We start from the raw sequence: 16,822 nt of genomic DNA, 5'->3' as shown, positions 1-16,822 counted from the left end.
AAAGAATGGAGGCGGGCGATGATGTATCCCTTTTTGTTGATTACGCATTTGCTGGCAGCCATCGCCTTCATCGGCACGCTGTTTTTCGAAGTGGTGATCTGGCACCGCGCCCGCCAGCCGCTGGCAGAAGCGGCGCGAGCGACGGCGGATCAGGCGATTGCCGTGCGCTCGCGCAAGGTGCTGCACGGTGTGGTGTTGCTGTTGTATGGCGCCGGCATCGCGCTCGCCTGGCAACACCGTGGTGTTTTGAGCCAGCCGCTGGCCAGCAGTTTTGGCACTTTGCTGAGCCTGAAAATCATCCTGGCCCTGAGCATCATCGGCCATTACCTGCTGCTGGCGTATTGGCTGAAAAGCGCGCGGCTGTCCACGACCCGTGCGACCTGGATTCGCCGCAGCATTCTCGGGCACATGGTGTTGATCGTGATCCTGGCCAAGGCGATGTTCTATTGGCACGGCTGATGGCGCTGTAAAGCCGGTAGTTCTGAGGTGACGCCATTCGCGAGCAAGCCCGCTCCCACAGGGGAATGTTGATCCCTGTGGGAGCGAGCCTGCTCGCGAAAAGTGTGATCAGTGGTGTGGGTTCAGGGCGTTGATGAACAGCACGTTGTTTTCCAGGTGAATGTGTTGCATCAGGTCGTCCTTGAATTCCAGCAACCCGCGATAGAGTGCACGCCAGGTGTTGCAGGCATCCGCCGGCGGGGTGATGTGGTGGGTCAGGGCGAGCATCTGTTCCAGCGCTTCGCCATGTTGATCATGTTCGAAACGCAACACCTGGATCGGCGGTGCGGCCTGCGGGCCGATGCCCTGTTGCAGCATCGGGAAGAGCACTTGTTCTTCCTTGAGCATGTGGCCTTCGAGTTCTTGCTGCATGTCGCTCAGCAGATCGGCCAGGCCGTTGGGACAGGTGCTGCGCGCACCGTGCACTTGCTCGACACGTCGGGCCAGGCGGATCAGTTCCGGCAGTTGCTCGCGGTGGCGGGCGTGGTAGCGCGTCAGGAGGTGGGCAATCAACGCCTCGGACGTCTCGGTGCGCCAATCGTGCTGGGTTTCGCCGGTGTCTTGCAGGGTTTCCAGGGCATCGGCAATCAGCAGCGGATCGAGGTCTTTGCCAAGGGCCGCTTCCCGCAGGCTTTTATGCCCGCCGCAACAGAAGTCCAGTTTGAAGTTGTGAAAGATTCGGGTGGCGCCGGGAATGTCGCAGGCCAGTTGGCCGAGGCTTTGTTCCAGTAGGGTCTGGCTCATCAGGGGTTCCTTGCTTGGGTTTCAACGGTTCTCCTGGCTTGTTGCATCCGGCGTGCCATATTTAACTGATTGATAAATATGAATTTATTTTTAGTTGTGGTGATGCGCACCCTGACGCATTAGGGTGAATCCCACCATAGAGGGTAATTAAAACCATGCTGCGTGAAAGCCTGGCGGCCGACCTGATTGTCGAGTTGCCCAATGCCGTGCGGTTGCAACGACTGGTCCAGACCCTGCGCCAATACTTCAACAGTGGCGCGGTGGGTTTGTTGCGTCTGGATGACGACAGCCTCAGGCCCGTGGCGACGGTGGGGCTGGTGCATGAAGCGTTGGGACGCCGCTTCGTCATCGCCCAGCATCCTCGGCTGGCGGCGATCATGGCGTCGCGCGAACCTGTCTGGTTCGAGCCCGACAGTCGCCTGCCGGATCCTTACGACGGATTGCTCGACAACCACATCGGCGAACCACTGCCGGTGCACGACTGCATGGGCGTGAGCCTGTATGTCGAAGGCCGGATCTGGGGCGCGATCACCCTCGATGCGCTGCACGCCGGAACCTTCGACAGCCGAGCACGGGAGGAACTCAAGCGCTGCACCTTGCAGATCGAAGCAGCCGTGCGGGTCACTCGCCTGGAACAGGAAAACCGCAGCTTGCGCCTGTCCCGCAGCGATCCTCAGGATTTGCGAATGCCGGTCGAGGAGGGCGAGATCCTCGGGCAGAGTGAGGTGTTGCATCAGCTACTCAATGAGCTGGACGTGTTGGCCGACTCCGATCTGCCGGTGTTGCTGCTGGGCGAGACCGGCGTTGGCAAAGAGCTGTTCGCCCGGCGCTTGCATCGTCTGTCGCGGCGCAGCCACAAGCCGCTGATTCAGGTCAACTGCGCGGCCTTGCCCGAGTCGTTGGCGGAGAGTGAATTGTTCGGACACGTCAAAGGCGCATTCTCCGGTGCCACGGGTGACCGTGCCGGGCGCTTCGATGCGGCCAACGGTGGCACGCTGTTTCTCGATGAAGTCGGTGAGTTGCCATTGAGTGTGCAAGCGAAATTGCTGCGCACCTTGCAGAACGGCGAGATCCAGCGCCTGGGCGCGGACAAGCCGCTGCATGTCGATGTGCGCATCATCGCCGCCACCAATCGGCACTTGCCGGACAGCATCCGCGATGGCCTGTTTCGGGCTGATCTGTATCACCGTCTCTCGGTGTACCCGGTGCCGATCCCTTCGTTGCGCGAACGCGGCAATGACGTGTTGATGCTGGCCGGGCATTTTCTTGAGCTTAATCGGGCGCGGCTCGGCCTGCGTGGCTTGCGTCTGTCGCCGGCGGCGGAACGCGCGCTGCTGGCGTATACCTGGCCGGGCAACGTGCGCGAGCTCGAGCATGTGATCAGTCGTGCCGCCTTGAAGCAGCTCAGTCGCGGCAGCAGTCGTGCGTTGATCATGACACTGGAGCCCGAGATTCTTGATCTCGACAGTGCTCCGAACGCACCGCAGGTTGTTTCTGAGCCTTGCGACGCCGCTCCGGCTGATCTGCCATTCCAGCCGCTGGGTGAAGCCGTCGACGATTATCAACGCAAGAAAATTCTCCAGGCCCTGAGCCTGTCCGGGGAAAACTGGGCCAGCGCGGCGCGGATTCTGGAAGTCGATCCGAGCAATTTGCACAAACTGGCGCGGCGTCTGCGGCTCAAGTAATCGACACTGTTGATGGCGGTCAAGGTCGGTTGGCGCAGTGCCTCGCACACTGAGCAAAACCTTCCGGAGATCACTGTCATGCCGCTTTCCCTGGCCCAAATGCGCCGCAACTACACCTTGTATGGCTTGCAGGACGAGCATGCGCTGGATGACCCTTTGGTGATGTTTCGCCAATGGCTGCAACTGGCCCGCGACACCGAGAGCGCGCCTGTCGAAGCCAATAGCATGATGCTGGCGACGGTCGACAGCGATGGGCGGCCGCACTGTCGTGTCCTGTTGCTCAAGGGCTTGAGCGAGGAAGGGTTTACGTTCTTCGGTCATTACCAGAGTGACAAGGGGCAGCAACTGGCCGCCAATCCTTATGCCGCCATGACGTTTTTCTGGCCGGGGCTGGAGCGGCAGGTGCGTATTGAAGGTCGCGTCTCGAGGCTGGATCCGGCGCTGTCGGATGAGTACTTTGATTCCCGGTCCATGGCCAGTCGTCTCGGCGCCTGGGCTTCACCGCAAAGCCGTCCGCTGGCGAGTAGGGCAGCGCTTGAATTGCTGTTGGCTGACACGATCAAACGCTTCGTCGGGCAGACTGTGTCGCGACCTGAGCAATGGGGCGGCTATTGTCTGCATCCTGAGCGTCTGGAGTTTTGGCAGGGACGTGCTGACCGGTTGCATGACCGTATTGACTATCGCTTGCATGACGGTGTCTGGAAACGGAGCCGTTTGGCGCCTTGAGCCCGATGGGAAATGGTGGGGTGGCTTTGTTGGTGTGTATATCCGTTTTTTCGGTGATGGCGGCTATTGGTTTCGCCCTTACGGCGAGTCACTTTCGAAAAGCGCGAAAGTAACCAAAGCGCTCTTGCCCCTTTCGTTCGGTGCCTCGCTGTGGCTCGGCATGCCCTCGCTCCGGTCCTGCTCCGTGGGCCCGCCGCCATCGGCCATCCATGGCCGGGGGCGGCTAACCCGGCATCCATGCCGGGTTGCCCACTGCGCAGAACCTGCGCTCGGCCTCTCGAGGGTGCGACTACCGCCACAGCCGCCGAGGCGGCCTGAAAGCCGACCTGGCTCTTTGCTGCGTTCACTCATTCCGGACATGTACACCAATCCCCTGTAGGAGCCGGCTTGCTGGCGATGGCGTCCGTCCAGTCAATAAATGTGTCGACTGACACACCGCTATCGCCAGCAAGCCGGCTCCTACACGGGATTGGGTTCACACGGTCAAAATTGTAGGAGCTGGCTTGCCAGCGATGGACGTCAACGATAACGCGGGCTGTGTGAATGAACGTGTTGTCCGGTCGTTTTTCGCGGGCAAGCCTCGCTCCTACAGGGAATCGCGTTTGCTTTTGATTTTCACCACTCATCAGGCCGAGCGTTAGCTCGCCTTCAGCTTTTGATCTTGAGGTGCACGCCCCCTCGAGAGGCCGAGCGCAGGTTCTGCGCAGTGGGCAACCCGGCATGGATGCCGGGTTAGCCGCCCCCGGCCAGGGATGGCCGATGGCGGCGGGCCCACGGAGCAGGACCGGAGCGAGGGCATGCCGAGCCACAGCGAGGCACCGAACGAAAGGGGCAAGAGCCCTTGGTTACTTGGGGCTTTTCCAAGTGACTCGCCGTAAGGGCGAAACCAATAGCCGCCATCACCGCAGCAACGGATATACACCCCAACAAACCCATCCCCCCATCAGCCAGAAATCCATGCGCCCGAGAGGTACCTCCTTGGAGGAATAGGCTCATCAAGGATTCCGGTTCAGGCTTGGGCCCATACCCTCATCTACGGGAAAACCTGGACATGGCCCATCTGGCGCAACGCACATTTGAACCCCTGAACATTGCCGTGCTGACCATCAGCGATACACGCACCTTCGACACCGACACCTCGGGACAGACCCTGACCGATTTGCTGCAAACCGCCGGGCATGTGTTGATCGATCGTGATCTGGTCAAGGACGATATCTATCAGATCCGCGCCACTGTTTCCCGGTGGATCGCCGACCCCGAAGTACAAGTTGTGCTGATGACCGGCGGCACCGGTTTCACCGCTCGCGACAACACGCCGCAAGCTGTCCTGCCGCTGCTGGACAAACACGTGGAAGGTTTCGGCGAATTGTTCCGTCAGGTATCCCTGGAGGAAATCGGCATGTCCAGCCTGCAATCCCGGGCACTGGCCGGCATGAGCAACGGCGTGCTGGTGTGCTGCGTACCCGGTTCGCCGGGTGCCTGCCGGACGGCCTGGAACAAGATCCTGCTAGAACAACTGGACAGTCGCACCGGCCCCTGCAATTTCGCCCCGCATTTGAAACCTCAGGCTCAACGCAACATTGATGCCTGCGAGACACGCTCATGACCGGCCGGGTGTGCGACCTCGGCAACCTGATGCCGGTGGACGAGGCCATCAGCCGCCTGCTCGATCAGGCACCGCCGCCGCCCCTGGTGCAAATGATCCGCCTGGATCAAGCGATGGGGCGCGTGCTGGCAGCGGATATTCATTCCCCGGTGAACCTGCCGGCCTGGGACAACAGCGCCATGGACGGTTACGCCCTCAGGGCCGTCGACCTGCCCGAGGAGGGTGGCTGGCTGTTGATCGGCGGGCGAATTGCGGCGGGGGATCAGGCGTGCGTACCGTTGCTCGCGCAACAAGCGGTGCAGATTTTTACCGGTGCACCCTTGCCTCCGGGCGCCGACACCGTCGTGCCGCAAGAGCGTTGCCGTATCGACGGCGAGCGAGTCTGGTTGCCACCCGCAAGCGTTGGCGATCACGTCCGCAAAGAGGGTGAAGAAGTTCGTCGCGGGCACCTGCTGCTCAAGGCGGGAAAGCGCCTGCGCGCACAGGAAATCGGATTGCTGGCCGGCGCCGGAATTGCGCGGATCGAAGTCTATCGACCGTTGCAGGTGTGTTTGCTCAGCAGCGGCAATGAACTGCGCGAGCCGGGCGATCCCTTGGCGCCGGGACAGATCTACAACAGCAATCGCTACTGCCTGGCGGAGCTGTTGCGTGGATGGGGCGTGGAGGTGCATGACTACGGCGTGATGGCCGATGAGCTGGCGGCCAGTCGGCACGCCTTGAGCCTGGCGTCGTCGGAATGCGACCTGTTGCTGAGCAGCGGCGGCGTTTCGGTCGGCGAGGAGGATCATCTCAAGCACGCCATCGAGGAACTGGGCAGCGTCGATTTCTGGCGCATCGCCATGCAGCCGGGAAAACCGCTGGCCTTTGGCGAAGTGGCGGGCAAACCGTGGATCGGCGTGCCCGGCAATCCTTCGGCGGCATTGATTACCGCGTTGGTGGTGGTGCGACCGTTCTTGCTCCGGGCCCAGGGTATGACGGACGTGATGCCACGGCCACTGGCCGTGCCCGCCGGGTTCGAGTGGTTGCAACGCAACAAGCGTCGGCAATACCTGCGAGCCAGGTTGACGCCCGGCGCTGGCGGCCAGTTGAGCGTGGAACTGCACCCTCAGCAAAGCTCGGCGATGCTGACGGCCGCGTGCTGGGCTGACGGGCTGGCAGTGATCGACTGCGAGCAGCAAGTGCTCAAGCACGACAACGTGATGTTCCTGTCCTTTGCCGACCTGATGCAGTGAGGGCAATTGATTGCCGTCAAGGCAGTGCCTGCCGGTCTGGCTAGACTGGCAGCGCCGCTTTTTTCATGAGGATTACCCATGCAACTGGTCTGCCCGGCAGGGAACCTGCCTGCGCTCAAAGCGGCGGTGCGCCAAGGCGCCGATGCCGTGTATGTCGGCTTTCGCGATGACACCAACGCCCGGCATTTCGCGGGGCTGAACATGGACGATAAACAGTTCGACGCCGCCGTCGCCCACATCCGTCAGCATCAACGCAAACTCTATGTCGCCGTCAACACCTACCCGCAACCCAAGGGCTGGGAGCGCTGGCAGCGGGCGGTGGACCGTGCTGCCGATTTCGGTGTGGATGCGCTGATCGCCGCCGACCCCGGGGTGCTCAACTATGCCAGCCAGCGCCATCCGCAACTGGCGTTGCACCTCTCAGTCCAGGGCTCGGCGACCCACGCCGCCGCGCTGGCGTTTTACGCGCAGCGCTACGATATTCGGCGCGCCGTGCTGCCACGGGTGTTGTCGTTGGCGCAGGTGCGCCAGGTGGCCGCCAGCAGTCCGGTGCCCATTGAAGTCTTCGGCTTCGGCAGCCTGTGCATCATGGCCGAAGGGCGTTGCCACCTGTCGTCCTACATCACCGGCGAGTCACCGAACCTGTGCGGCGTCTGTTCGCCGGCCAAGGCGGTGCGCTGGAGCGAGGATGCCGAAGGGTTGAGCGCGCGGCTCAGTGAAGTCCTGATCGACCGCTACACCCCCGACGAACCGGCCGGTTACCCGACCTTGTGCAAAGGCCGTTTCCTGGTCGACGGCAAACGCTTTCATGCCCTGGAAGAACCTACCAGCCTCGACACCCTGGACCTGCTGCCGGAGCTGACGGCCATCGGCGTCGAAGCCGTGAAAATCGAAGGCCGTCAACGCAGCCCGGCTTATGTCGAGCAAGTCACCCGGGTCTGGCGCGCCGCGCTGGATGCCCATCGCGGCGCGCCGGGCGCTTTTCGGGTCAAGGAAGAATGGCGTCAGGTGCTGGCCGGTTTGTCCGAGGGCAGCCAGACCACCCTGGGTGCTTATCATCGATCATGGCAATGAGGGGACGCGACATGAAGCTCAGCCTGGGACCGGTCCTGTTTTATTGGGACAAGGAGCAACTCAGCAACTTTTACGCCGAGATGTCGGCCATGCCCCTGGACGTGATTTACCTGGGGGAAACCGTGTGCTCGAAACGCCGGGCCTTTTCACTGGATCAGTGGTTGGGACTGGGGCGTGAGTTACAGGAGTGCAGCCGGGCGCAGTTGGTGATCTCCAGTTTGACGCTGATCGAAGCAGCGTCGGAACTTTCCAGCCTGCGCCGCCTGTGTGACAACGGCCAACTGTTGGTGGAGGCCAATGACATGGGCGCGGTGCAGTTCCTCGCCGAGCGCCAGTTGCCGTTCGTGGGTGGCCCGGCCCTCAACCTGTACAACGGCCACTCGCTGGCGCAACTGCTCGACTGCGGAATGACGCGCTGGGTGCCGCCCGTGGAGTGTTCGGCGGCGCTGATCCGCGATGTGATCGGGCAGGTCCGTGAACTTGGGCGTGCGGTGCCGGAAGTTGAAATTTTTGCCTATGGGCATTTGCCCCTGGCCTATTCCGCCCGCTGTTTCACTGCCCGCGCGGAAAACCGGCCCAAGGACGACTGCCAGTTTTGCTGCATCAACTACCCCGACGGCATGGCGCTGACCAGCCAGGAAGGGCAGGCGCTGTTTACCCTCAACGGTATTCAGACCATGTCGGCCGAAGTCACCAATTTGCTCGCCGATTATTCCGGGCTGGTGGACTGCGGCGCCGATCTGTTGCGCCTGAGCCCACGTGCGCAGGGCATGGCTGAGGTGATTGACAGTTATCAGCGGGTTCGTTCGGGCGAGATGCCGCCGCTGTTTGTCGAAGGGTGCAATGGCTACTGGCATGGCCAGGCCGGCATGTTGCGCGTCGAGGAGGTTGGCCTGTGCTGAACCGAAAAAAGTGGCTGCTCAAAGGTGCCGACCGGTTGTTGCCGCTGGTGCGTCGGGTGCCGTTTGCCGTGCAGCGCCTGGCGTTGCAGCAGGCGCTCAATCGTTGCCTCGCCGAGCCGTTGCGTGATGGCGAGTTTGAGGTGTTGCGCGGGCGTTGGTTGTGTTTGCGGATTCCGGATCTGGGGTTGTCCTGGTACTTGACGCTCAGTCGTCAGGGGTTGCGGATTGCCGAGCATGCTACGGCGGCTGTGACCATCAGCGGGAACTGGCGTGAGTTTTTACTGTTGGCCAGTCGTCAGGAGGATCCTGATACGCTGTTTTTTCGTCGGCGTCTGGTGATTGAGGGTGATACTGAGTTGGGGTTGGCGTTGAAGAATTTGATCGACAGTCTTGATCCTGATGTGTTGCCGGTCTGGTTGTGGCGGAATCTGGAGCGGGCGGGGAAGGGGCTGGCGGCGGGGTGACCTGTAGGAGCCGGCTTGCTGCGGGCGGCGTTCCGACGATGGCTTTATGTCAGGCGCCGAATTTTTTCAGGTGTACATATCCATTCCTTCGGTAACGACGGCTTATGGTTTCGCCCTTACGGCGAGTCCCTTTTCCAAACGCCGAAAAGGAACCAAAAGGCTTTGCCCCTGACGTACGGCCCTTCGCCTAGGCTCAGGGTACCCTCGCTCCGGTCCTGCTCCGTGGGCCCGCCGCGATCGGCCATCCCTGGCCGTGCGCGGCTAACCCGGCATCCATGCCGGGTTGCCCACTGCGCAGAACCTCCACTCGGCCTTCCGACGGGGCAGATCAAAATCAAAATCAAAATCAAAAGCCAAAGCGAGGCGGCCTGCCAGCCGACCTGTCTCTATGATCGTACGCATTCCCCTGTAGGAGCCGGCTTGCTGGCGATGGACGTCAACGATGACGCGGGCTGTCTAAATGAACGCGTTGCCCAGACAATTTTCGCCGGCAAGCCGGCTCCTACAGTTGATCGGTGTCATGCCCGCGTATCGGATTCGCATGACGATGCTGCAGGGGCTTTGTGGTTGATCTGAGATGTCAGGCGTACACATTCCCTGTAGGGGCCGGCTTGCCGGCGATGGACGCTAACGATAACGCGGGCTGTCTGAATAAACGCGTTGTCCGGGCGTTTTTCGCCGGCAAGCCGGCTCCTACAGGGGGCACGTACGCTTTTGATTTTCACCACTCATCAGGCCGAGCGTCAGCTCGCCTTCAGCTTTTGATCTTGAGGTACACGCCCCCTCGAGAGGCCGAGTGGAGGTTCTGCGTAGTGGGCAACCCGGCATGGATGCCGGGTTAGCCGCCCCCGGCCATGGATGGCCGATGGCGGCGGGCCCACGGAGCAGGACCGGAGCGAGGGCATGCCGAGCCTTAGCGAGGCACCGAACGAAAGGGGCAAGAGCCCTTGGTTACTTGGGGCTGTTCCAAGTGACTCGCCGTAAGGGCGAAACCAATAGCGGCCGTTACCGCAGCAATGGATATGTACCCCATCAAAAAACTCGTCAGCCGAAACACAGCCATCGCCGGCAAGCCGGCTCCTACAGGGAATGTTCGCTGCCCTCAAGCCCGGCTTTCATGCTGCCGGGTATCACTGACAATCAACCCCCTGATCCCCTCAAACAACTCATCGCTCTGCGCCTCGGTGCAATCCTCGCCATAACGTTTACGCAACCCGTAATGACTCAGAATCAAATGCACATCCGCATGCAATCCATGCTGCTTCAGACAGTTCTCGACACATTGCAGCGGGCAACCATCCAGCGCAAAAATCCGCCGCCCCGACCGCGCCTTGTTGACCAGCGCGGCCACATGCCCGCCGACACCGGCGATGCAGGACATTTCAGCAACGCCACTGCGATCCAGGCGCACAGCCAATGTGTTGGCCAGTTGCGCAACATTGGAACAACCGGAACAGGCATAGACCAGAGGCAAAGTCGAAGGGGGCATTGATGCTCTCCGTTGATGGGGTGTTCAAGTGTGCAAGGCACGGGGCATTGCGCATTGATGGCAGTCAATTCCGGTTATTGGAACGCCGCCAGGTCCTCTTCCGCGAGGATGCTGATGTGACGTCGCTCCATGGCGATCAGGCCGCTGTCCACCAGGCGGTGCAAAATCCGCGAAAAGGTTTCCGGCTGAATCCCCAGCTTCGACGCCACCAGGCGTTTGGACATCTGCAAGACAATCTGGCCGGTGACCGGGTTGCGTTCCTGAAACAGGAAATTGATCACCCGACGGCTCGCGCTCGCCATGGTCAACGTGTCGATGTCCCGCAGCCGCAAGTGCAGGTGAACACTCATGCTCGCCAGAATCGCCAGGCAGACTTTCGGCTGGTCCTCCAGCGCATTGCGATAGTGGGTGCCCTCGATGCTGACCAGCACGCTGTCCTTCAACGCGGTGGCGCTCACCGGGTAGAGCCGGGCCTGGCTGAACAGCAGCGCTTCGGCAAAGGTTTGCCCGGGCTGGATGATCTCCACCAGGTTTTCCTGGCCTTCGCCAGTGAGCCGGTACAACTTGACCTGGCCGCTGACCAGCAGAAAAAAGCGTTTGGCCGGATCGCCCTGATGCATGAGCGTGCTGTGACAGGGCAGGCGCTTGAGCATGGCCAGGGCACAGACTTCCTCGAAGACTTTCTCCGGCAATTGGCTGAACAGATGATGACGGCGCAACGTTAAAACGATGGAAGGGTGGGTCAGCATGGCGTACCTCCGCTGACGGTCATAGTAGAGAGCGCAGGCCGGTTGACCTATGCCTCTGCAGGCCTACCTCCAAGGAGGCATGGCCGTCAGCCCGCACTACGCAGATGCTCCATGGCCCACACCGCCGCTTCGACCCGCGAGCGCAAACCGAGTTTGTGCAGCAGGTTCTTGACGTGAACCTTGACTGTCCCTTCGGTGATGCCCAGCTTGTGCCCGATGACCTTGTTGCTGAAGCCGCTGGCGATGGTTTTCAACACCTGGCGTTCGCGGTCGGTCAGTTCAACCACCGCCTGGCGTGGCGGTGAGCGCAACGCCTGGGCCATGACCTGGGTCAGGCCGGGGCTGATGACCAATGCACCGTCCAACGCTTCGCGGATGTACTGGATCAACAGTTCGGGCTCCATGTCCTTGAGCAGATAACCGTCGGCATCCAGGCGCAGCGCGTCGCGAATATCGTCCTCGGCGTCCGACACGGTGAACAGCAACACCTTGCCGGTGTAGTGCATCGCGCGCAGTCGACGCAGGGTTTCAATGCCGTTCATTTGCGGCATGTTGTTGTCGAGCAACACCAGGTCCGGTTGCAGCGGTTCGATCAGGCTGAGTGCTTCTTCGCCATGGTTGGCTTCGCCGACGATCAGGAAGTCATCTTCGAGTTCGAGCATTTGGCGGATGCCGCGACGCATCATGGGATGGTCGTCTACCAGCAGGATTCTATGGTGTGGGGACGGGTTCATGTGACGCTACCTTCTGTGTGCTGTCCGAGAAATTCCGGGTGGAATTCCAGCTGGACGAGGGTGCCTTGAGGCTCCCTGGAAAATATGTGCAAGTGGCCGCGCAAGCTCCGCGCCCGCTCATCCATGATGTTCAGGCCATGATGTTCGCGCTGGTCGACGTCGCCGCTGAAGCCGCGCCCGTCATCCTCGACCGAAAGCCTGACGGTTTCGCCGTCCTGACGCAGTTCCAGCCAGGCGTTTTGCGCGTGGGCATGGCGCAGGCAATTGGAGAGCGCCTCGCGGGTGATCTGCAGGATATGGATCTGCTCGCTGGCCGAGAGTTGAAAGGCCAGCGCATCGACGTGCAGGTGCACCTGGAATTCGCCGCGACGGGAGAATTCTGCGGCGGTGTCCTTGAGCTCCTGCACCAGCCCGGCATCGTTAATCTGCAAGCGGAAAGTGGTCAGCAGTTCGCGCAATTGGCGGTAGGCATTGTTCAGTCCTTCGCGCAATTCGGCGGTGACGTTTTCCAGGGTCTGCACCGGTTCGCCCCGGCGCATCAGGGTCTGCATGCGGCTGACTTGCAGCTTCATGTAGGACAGGGCCTGGGCCAGTGAGTCGTGCAGTTCACGGGCGATGATCGTGCGCTCTTCCAGCAACAGCAGCCGATGATCCTGTTCCCGTTGGCGCTTGAGTGAGAGCGAAGTGCCGATCAGGTTGGCCAGGGCCTGGATCAGTTGGGTTTCCCAGGCTTGCGTGGGGTGGCCGTCGACAAAGTAAGCCTTGAGTTCACCCAGTTCGCTGCCCTGGTTGCTGATGCTGAAGGATTGCGGCCTCGCGTCGTGGTGTTTCTGGCACGTGGCGCAATCGCTGCTGGCGCAGACGTCGCGGATGTTGGCGCCATGCAGGGCGATCAGTTGCTGGGCAGGCGCCTGCGCCTGGCCTTGCAAACACAGCGACAGGCGCAAGCCCGGCAGGCGTTGCTGGAAGCGCCGGATCAACTCGTCCAGCCCTTCGGCATTGGCCAGGCGTGTGGCCAGGCTGCGACTGCTTTGATAGAGCAACTCCAGCGCGGCGTTGGCCTGTTGCAGGTTCAGGGTTTTTTGCCGGACCTGACTTTCCAGCGTGCGGTGCGACTCTTCTATCGTTTCGGCCATGGCGTTGAAGCTCGTGGCCAACTGGCCCAGTTCGTCCTGGGACTGATGGTTGACCCGCACCTTGAAATCACCGCGTCGAAAGCGCTGGGTTGCGTCCACCAACTCCTTGAGGGGCGTGACGACGCCGTACTGCAACTCGTACAAACCTATCAGCAGGACAATCATGGTGGTGAACAGCGCCATGCCCTGGATCACTTGTTGCCAGCCCTGCTTTTGCTCGCTCTGGCGCTGGAGCAGGCTGACGAACTGGTTCAGTTGCTCAACGAACGGCCGCGCCTGGGCTTGAAATGCCACGGCATCGCCGCGTTCCAGCGCCGGGCGCAACGCTTCGTTCCATTGTTGCTGGAGTTGCCTATAGCTGGTTTGCAACGCGGTGGTCGGGCCATCTTCCAGCACGGCCTTGAGTGACTGGCTGTTGAGGCGACGTTGCAGGCTTTCAGTGATGCCGATGATTTCTTCATCGGTGGCACCGGCGGCGAGTTTCCAGCTCAGGTGGTAGGTTTCCATGCGTACCGAACCCGCGGTGTTGATGGCGGCGGCATCACCCTGGCTGAACCAGGCGATCAACCCGGCGCTCAACGAGCTGGCGAGCGCGAGCACGGCGATCAGGATCACCGCGAGCCCGGCGCGGGCGGGCAGGGAGCTGCGCAACCAGCGGATCATCGGCGCAGGTCCCGGGGGTAAAGCAGAAAGCAGAGCATGTACAGCTCCAGAGTGAGGTTGTTTGTTATGGCCTCTTCGCGGGCAAGCCTCGCTCCTACAGTTACCGGCGTTTCAGTGATCGATACCTAACCTGTAGGAGCGAGGCTTGCCCGCGAAGGCGATCCAGAGGCGCGCTACCTCTAAAGAGTTGTCGACGGCTCCCTGTCGACAGAACACTGGGTGGAAAAAGTTAAAACGCTGATAAACAAGGGGTTTTAAGCATTCTCCGGTCTACCTCCTTGGAGGTAGGCAGTGCAAGCATAGGCTTGGGCCCGCTTGGGCTTCGTTGACGTGGATCAAGTTTTTACGGGGTTGCTCTCTCTAGTCTGCCGCCATGGCTAACTGACTGGAGAGCATTGTGACCCAACCCCGTGTACGACAAGGCTTGGTGCTGGGCATGAGCACGCTGGCCTTCACTGTATGTTTCATGGTCTGGATGATGTTTGCCGTGCTCGGGGTGCCGATCAAGGAACTGCTCCAGCTCAACGAAACCCAGTTCGGCCTGCTGGCCGCGACCCCGGTCTTGACCGGCTCGCTGGTGCGTTTGCCGCTGGGGCTGCTGACCGACCGCTTTGGCGGGCGCAGCGTGTTCTTTCTGCTGATGCTGTCCTGCGTCGCACCGCTGTACCTGATCAGCCACGCCACCGCTTATTGGCAGTTTTTGCTGCTGGGCCTGTTCGTCGGTTTGGCCGGCGGCTCGTTTTCGGTCGGGATTGCCTACGTCGCCAAGTGGTTCGACAAAGAGAACCAGGGCTTCGCCATGGGTATCTTCGGCGCCGGTAACGCCGGGGCTGCGGTCACCAAATTTCTCGCCCCGGCCCTGATCGCCGCCGGCAGTTGGCAGCTGGTGCCGAAAGTCTTCAGCGCCATCCTCTTTATCACTGCGCTGTCGTTCTGGTTCCTCAGTGCCGAAAACAAGGACCACCGCAGTGCCTCGGGCGCCACGCTGCGTGAGCAACTGCGTTCGCTGAAAGATCCTGCGGTGTGGCGCTACTGCCAGTACTACTCGATCGTCTTCGGCGGCTATGTGGCCCTCGCGCTGTGGATGACCAAATACTACGTGCAGGAATACGGTTTCAGCCTGCAAAGCGCGGCGCTGCTGGCGGCGTGTTTCTCCCTGCCCGGTGGCGTGCTGCGTGCCGTCGGTGGCTGGATGTCGGATCGCTGGGGCGCGCAAAGCGTGACCTGGTGGGTGTTGTGGGTCAGCTGGATCTGCCTGTTCCTGCTCTCGTACCCACAGACCCAACTGCAAGTGCAGACCATCAACGGCACCGTGGATTTCCACATCGGCCTCAACCCCGCGCTGTTCACCGTGCTGCTGTTCGTCATGGGCATTGCCTTCGCGTTCGGCAAGGCCTCGGTCTTCAAATACATCGCCAATGACTACCCGAAAAACATGGGCGCGGTGTCCGGCATCGTCGGTCTGGCCGGTGGCCTGGGCGGTTTCGTGCTGCCGATCATGTTTGGCGCCCTGGTGGACCTCACCGGCGTGCGCTCGTCCTGCTTCATGTTGATGTACGGCGTGGTCTGGGTCTCCCTCACCTGGATGTACTTCAGCGAAATGCGCAAAAGCCCGGTGCTTGGTAAAGCGCCGACGCTGACCCCGTCCCCGATTTCCAGCATTGCCCAAGGAGAACAACATGTCCGTTCTGCAAAAGCCTGATAAAGGGCCGGTCATTCATGACTGGCGCCCCGAGGACCCTGCGTTCTGGGGAAGCAGCGGCAAACAGACCGCCACGCGCAACCTGTGGATCTCCATTCCCGCGCTGCTGTTGGCCTTCGCGGTGTGGATGGTCTGGAGCACGGTGATCGTGCGTCTGAACGCCATCGGCTTCACCTTCACCACCGACCAGTTGTTCTGGCTGGCGGCGTTGCCGGGGCTGTCCGGCGCGACCTTGCGCGTGTTCTATTCCTTTATGGTGCCGATCTTCGGTGGCCGGCGCTGGACCGCCCTGAGCACCGCATCGCTGCTGGTGCCATCGATCTGGATGGGCTTCGCGGTGCAGGACCCGGGCACCCCGTACAGCGTGTTCGTATGGATTGCCTTGCTCTGCGGTTTTGGCGGCGGCAACTTCGCCTCGAGCATGTCCAACATCAGCTTCTTCTACCCAAAGTCCCAGCAAGGCACGGCCCTGGGCCTCAACGCCGGGTTGGGTAACCTGGGTGTCTCGGTGATGCAGTTCTGCGTACCGCTGGTGATCACCTTCGGCGTGTTCGGTGTCATGGGCGGCAATCCGCAAACCCTGCCGGACGGTGGCCAATTGTGGCTGCAGAACGCCGGGTTCATCTGGGTGCCGTTCATTGTTCTGGTGACGGTGCTGGCCTGGTTCGGCATGAACGATTTGTCCAGTGCGCGGGCCTCGTTCAGCGAGCAAGCGGTGATCTTCAAACGCAAGCACAACTGGCTGATGTGCTGGTTATACCTGGCGACCTTCGGTTCGTTCATTGGTTTTTCCGCTGCGTTTCCATTGCTGATCAAAACCTCGTTCCCTGACGTGATCGCGCTGAAATTCGCCTTCCTCGGCCCGTTGGTGGGTGCGCTCGTGCGTCCATTGGGCGGCTGGCTGGCGGACAAGCTCGGCGGCGCGAAAGTGACCTTGTGGAACTTCGTCGCGATGATCGTGATGGTCTTCGGTGTCATGCACTTCCTGCCGCAGAACGGTACGGGCGGCAACTTCTACGGCTTCCTCGGCATGTTCATGCTGCTGTTCATCACCACCGGCGTGGGCAACGGCTCCACCTTCCGCATGATCCCGGTGATCTTCCGCACCCAGCATGAAAAAGCCGCTGCCGGAAAATCCCCAGCCGTACGCGAACAAGCACTCAAGAATGCCGGCAAAGAGTCCGCCGCCGTCCTGGGCTTCAGTTCGGCCATGGGCGCCTTCGGTGCGTTCTTCATTCCCAAAACCTTCGGCACTTCGATGGCCCAGACCGGCGGACCGGAGATGGCCTTCTACATGTTCGTCGGTTTTTACCTGAGCTGCATCGTCGTGACCTGGTGGTGGTACGCGCGCAAAGGCGCCGCGACACCCTGCTGAGACGACCCGAATCCAACCATTGCGTGGGCGGGGCACAGAACCC

At 61.3% G+C, this 16,822-nt stretch carries 15 protein-coding genes; 10 read left to right on the top strand and 5 right to left on the bottom strand.

Features of this window, described 5'->3' with window-relative positions; all coding sequences use genetic code 11:
* The first annotated feature begins 21 nt into the window (after positions 1-21).
* Positions 22-459, top strand: coding sequence for a CopD family copper resistance protein (locus tag KGB24_RS03535; protein WP_008029649.1), 438 nt, complete (start codon positions 22-24; stop codon positions 457-459).
* Positions 460-567: 108 nt separating this feature from the next.
* On the opposite strand, the gene ytfE is transcribed toward KGB24_RS03535, so the two are convergent.
* Positions 568-1,242 carry an iron-sulfur cluster repair protein YtfE gene (gene ytfE, locus KGB24_RS03530; RefSeq protein WP_008029646.1) on the bottom strand — a complete coding sequence of 225 codons (675 nt, stop codon included), beginning with the start codon at positions 1,240-1,242 and terminating at the stop codon, positions 568-570.
* A gap of 155 nt (positions 1,243-1,397) precedes the next feature.
* On the opposite strand from ytfE, the gene norR reads away from it, so the two are divergent.
* The 7 genes from norR (at position 1,398) to KGB24_RS03495 (ending at position 8,931) form a co-directional block, all read left to right on the top strand.
* Positions 1,398-2,927 carry a nitric oxide reductase transcriptional regulator NorR gene (gene norR, locus KGB24_RS03525; protein WP_008043455.1) on the top strand — a complete coding sequence of 510 codons (1,530 nt, stop codon included), beginning with the start codon at positions 1,398-1,400 and terminating at the stop codon, positions 2,925-2,927.
* A 78-nt stretch (positions 2,928-3,005) separates the two neighbouring features.
* Positions 3,006-3,653 carry a pyridoxamine 5'-phosphate oxidase gene (gene pdxH / locus KGB24_RS03520; protein ID WP_223413828.1) on the top strand — a complete coding sequence of 216 codons (648 nt, stop codon included), beginning with the start codon at positions 3,006-3,008 and terminating at the stop codon, positions 3,651-3,653.
* Between the two features lie 1,051 nt (positions 3,654-4,704).
* A complete protein-coding gene (gene moaB / locus KGB24_RS03515) occupies positions 4,705-5,259 on the top strand; it encodes a molybdenum cofactor biosynthesis protein B (RefSeq protein ID WP_008034780.1) in 555 nt (184 codons plus the stop codon).
* Entirely contained in the window at positions 5,256-6,491 is a 1,236-nt protein-coding gene (gene glp, locus KGB24_RS03510) for a gephyrin-like molybdotransferase Glp (protein ID WP_223413830.1), read from the top strand. Before moaB ends, glp begins: the two co-directional genes overlap by 4 nt.
* A 78-nt stretch (positions 6,492-6,569) precedes the next feature.
* A complete protein-coding gene (locus KGB24_RS03505) occupies positions 6,570-7,565 on the top strand; it encodes a peptidase U32 family protein (RefSeq protein ID WP_008034782.1) in 996 nt (331 codons plus the stop codon).
* An 11-nt stretch (positions 7,566-7,576) separates the two neighbouring features.
* Positions 7,577-8,467: a U32 family peptidase gene (locus tag KGB24_RS03500; RefSeq protein ID WP_223413832.1), complete on the top strand. Its 891-nt coding sequence runs from the start codon at positions 7,577-7,579 to the stop codon at positions 8,465-8,467.
* Complete coding sequence (locus KGB24_RS03495) at positions 8,461-8,931, top strand: SCP2 domain-containing protein (protein ID WP_008044144.1); 471 nt, start codon at positions 8,461-8,463, stop codon at positions 8,929-8,931. Before KGB24_RS03500 ends, KGB24_RS03495 begins: the two co-directional genes overlap by 7 nt.
* Before the next feature lie 1,102 nt (positions 8,932-10,033).
* Here the strand turns inward: KGB24_RS03495 and KGB24_RS03490 are convergent.
* The 4 genes from KGB24_RS03490 to KGB24_RS03475 form a co-directional block, all read right to left on the bottom strand.
* On the bottom strand, positions 10,034-10,420 hold the full coding sequence (locus KGB24_RS03490) for a putative zinc-binding protein (protein ID WP_223413834.1): 387 nt from the start codon (positions 10,418-10,420) through the stop codon (positions 10,034-10,036).
* 74 nt (positions 10,421-10,494) lie between these two features.
* Positions 10,495-11,169: a Crp/Fnr family transcriptional regulator gene (locus KGB24_RS03485; RefSeq protein WP_008030978.1), complete on the bottom strand. Its 675-nt coding sequence runs from the start codon at positions 11,167-11,169 to the stop codon at positions 10,495-10,497.
* 86 nt (positions 11,170-11,255) lie between these two features.
* Complete coding sequence (narL, locus tag KGB24_RS03480) at positions 11,256-11,903, bottom strand: two-component system response regulator NarL (RefSeq protein WP_192226472.1); 648 nt, start codon at positions 11,901-11,903, stop codon at positions 11,256-11,258.
* Positions 11,900-13,702: a HAMP domain-containing protein gene (locus KGB24_RS03475; protein ID WP_223413835.1), complete on the bottom strand. Its 1,803-nt coding sequence runs from the start codon at positions 13,700-13,702 to the stop codon at positions 11,900-11,902. The genes narL and KGB24_RS03475 overlap by 4 nt, the downstream gene beginning before the upstream one ends.
* Positions 13,703-14,099: 397 nt before the next feature.
* Here KGB24_RS03475 and KGB24_RS03470 point away from each other — a divergent pair, with 397 nt between their 5' ends.
* Complete coding sequence (locus tag KGB24_RS03470; RefSeq protein WP_008030986.1) at positions 14,100-15,404, top strand: MFS transporter; 1,305 nt, start codon at positions 14,100-14,102, stop codon at positions 15,402-15,404.
* Complete coding sequence (locus KGB24_RS03465; protein WP_223413836.1) at positions 15,382-16,779, top strand: NarK family nitrate/nitrite MFS transporter; 1,398 nt, start codon at positions 15,382-15,384, stop codon at positions 16,777-16,779. The genes KGB24_RS03470 and KGB24_RS03465 overlap by 23 nt, the downstream gene beginning before the upstream one ends.
* Positions 16,780-16,822: the final 43 nt, after the last annotated feature.

It is taken from the genome of Pseudomonas sp. BF-RE-25 (assembly GCF_019956105.1).
GTDB lineage: Bacteria > Pseudomonadota > Gammaproteobacteria > Pseudomonadales > Pseudomonadaceae > Aquipseudomonas > Aquipseudomonas migulae.
This window is presented reverse-complemented; position numbering and strand designations above follow the sequence as displayed.

Coding starts and splice junctions, on each gene's coding strand:
- norR (WP_008043455.1), top strand. CDS start 1,398: ATGCTGCGTGAAAGCCTGGCGGCCGACCTGATTGTCGAGTTGCCCAAT.
- KGB24_RS03505 (WP_008034782.1), top strand. CDS start 6,570: ATGCAACTGGTCTGCCCGGCAGGGAACCTGCCTGCGCTCAAAGCGGCG.
- KGB24_RS03535 (WP_008029649.1), top strand. CDS start 22: ATGTATCCCTTTTTGTTGATTACGCATTTGCTGGCAGCCATCGCCTTC.
- KGB24_RS03500 (WP_223413832.1), top strand. CDS start 7,577: ATGAAGCTCAGCCTGGGACCGGTCCTGTTTTATTGGGACAAGGAGCAA.
- glp (WP_223413830.1), top strand. CDS start 5,256: ATGACCGGCCGGGTGTGCGACCTCGGCAACCTGATGCCGGTGGACGAG.
- KGB24_RS03490 (WP_223413834.1), bottom strand. CDS start 10,420: ATGCCCCCTTCGACTTTGCCTCTGGTCTATGCCTGTTCCGGTTGTTCC.
- moaB (WP_008034780.1), top strand. CDS start 4,705: ATGGCCCATCTGGCGCAACGCACATTTGAACCCCTGAACATTGCCGTG.
- pdxH (WP_223413828.1), top strand. CDS start 3,006: ATGCCGCTTTCCCTGGCCCAAATGCGCCGCAACTACACCTTGTATGGC.
- narL (WP_192226472.1), bottom strand. CDS start 11,903: ATGAACCCGTCCCCACACCATAGAATCCTGCTGGTAGACGACCATCCC.
- KGB24_RS03485 (WP_008030978.1), bottom strand. CDS start 11,169: ATGCTGACCCACCCTTCCATCGTTTTAACGTTGCGCCGTCATCATCTG.
- KGB24_RS03465 (WP_223413836.1), top strand. CDS start 15,382: ATGTCCGTTCTGCAAAAGCCTGATAAAGGGCCGGTCATTCATGACTGG.
- ytfE (WP_008029646.1), bottom strand. CDS start 1,242: ATGAGCCAGACCCTACTGGAACAAAGCCTCGGCCAACTGGCCTGCGAC.
- KGB24_RS03475 (WP_223413835.1), bottom strand. CDS start 13,702: ATGATCCGCTGGTTGCGCAGCTCCCTGCCCGCCCGCGCCGGGCTCGCG.